The sequence below is a fragment of the Mesorhizobium sp. M7A.F.Ca.CA.004.12.1.1 genome (genome assembly GCF_003997835.1).
Lineage (GTDB): Bacteria > Pseudomonadota > Alphaproteobacteria > Rhizobiales > Rhizobiaceae > Mesorhizobium.
This window is the reverse complement of sequence record NZ_RZRK01001176.1, coordinates 1-1,346: the sequence shown is the minus strand read 5'-3', so window position 1 is coordinate 1,346 and position 1,346 is coordinate 1. Positions and strand designations below refer to the sequence as shown.

Here is a 1,346-nt window from a genome sequence, read left to right as displayed (position 1 = left end):
GTTGTGCCATGCATCCCGTCAATTTTCTCTTCGAAGATATCTACCGCAACGACTGGAGCATCTCGTCGAACACCACGACGCAGAAGCGCCGTGGCAAAGCCGCCCATGGGTTCGCGAGTTGCGGTTCCTTGTGGAGCGCAAGCGGAGCTGATCGTGGTCGGTTTTTCGCGCCTGTCGATTGGATCGATTCAAGGACTAGAAGGAGCGCACATCATGCATCCCGTCAGCTATCTGTTCGAAGACATCTACCGCAACTATTGGGGCATCGCGAGGCCGGAACGGCATTGGTTGGCGAAGCTGCGGCGACGCAATCGCGAATTGCTCATCAAGCCCGAGCGCCGGCAGGACTAGCAGCCCACGCTTTTACATTTGGCGCGGGCAGGCGTCAGGAACGCATGCGCACCAGCGCCGAGGCGGCGATCGCCAGCCAGCCGGTAATGAGTAGCGTGCCGCCGATCGGCGCCGACAGCGGGAACAGCCGCGACCCGATGAAATCGCGGGCCAGCAGATCGCCGCAGAACAGCAGAAGCCCAACCAGCAGGATCAGGCTGCCGATGCGCAGCATCCGGTTCGCCCCAAGCAATCCGGCGGCGAGGAAGACCGGCGCATGCATCAGCAGGAAGGATGCGGCGGTGCCGACGAAGGCGCCGCCCAGATGCGCCGCCGCGGCCGACAGCGCCACGCCGGCGGCGCCGCACAGGCCGCCGGCCAGGACGAGGATACGGCCGCTGTTGTCGGAAGGTCGTTCGGCCGTGCTCATGTCCATGGCTCCGTGATATCAGAGGGATGCCCAATCCCGTCAGGACTTGCCGGCTTTGGCGAGCATGTCCTGCTCGCGGCGCGACTGTGCCAGCCAGTTATACACCGCGCCCCCGGCCATCAAGACGGATGTGCCCAGAAACACCGAGCGCATGCCGAAATGGCCGCCGGCAAAGCCGCCGAGCAGGGGACCGGCGACCTGCCCGACATACTGGGCGGAAATCGACAGGCCGAGCACATTGCCGCCGACCCCATCGGGAACATTGTGGCGGATCACGCTGGTGATGCAGGGCAAGAGCCCGCCCAGCGCCAGGCCCATCAGGAAACGCAGGCCGATGAGTTGCCAGCTTTGCGTGACGAAGGCCTGCGGGATCAGCAGCAGTGCCGAGACGGCAAGCGCGCCGATGATGACGTTCCAGTGGCCGACGCGGTCGGCGAGTTTGCCGAGGCGCGAAGCCGACAGGATGGCGCCAAGGGCCGCCGCCGACATGACGACGCCTGATATCAGCGTGACGCGGCTCTGGTCCTCGATGAGCTGCTGCACATAGACGGTGATGATCGGCTCGATCGACATGGTGGCGAAGCTC

At 64.6% G+C, this 1,346-nt stretch carries 3 protein-coding genes; 1 reads left to right on the top strand and 2 read right to left on the bottom strand.

The annotated features are described in order from the left end of the window. The first annotated feature begins 153 nt into the window (after positions 1-153). Positions 154-351, top strand: a complete 198-nt coding sequence (locus EN984_RS34855; RefSeq protein WP_164763223.1) for a hypothetical protein — start codon at positions 154-156, stop codon at positions 349-351. A gap of 34 nt (positions 352-385) precedes the next feature. On the opposite strand, the gene EN984_RS34850 is transcribed toward EN984_RS34855, so the two are convergent. Continuing rightward, positions 386-760, bottom strand: a complete 375-nt coding sequence (locus tag EN984_RS34850) for a DUF423 domain-containing protein (protein ID WP_127272732.1) — start codon at positions 758-760, stop codon at positions 386-388. A 39-nt stretch (positions 761-799) separates the two neighbouring features. Beyond that, positions 800-1,346, bottom strand: a 547-nt coding sequence (locus tag EN984_RS34845) for an MFS transporter (protein WP_127384367.1), incomplete at its 5' end; no start/stop codon positions are given.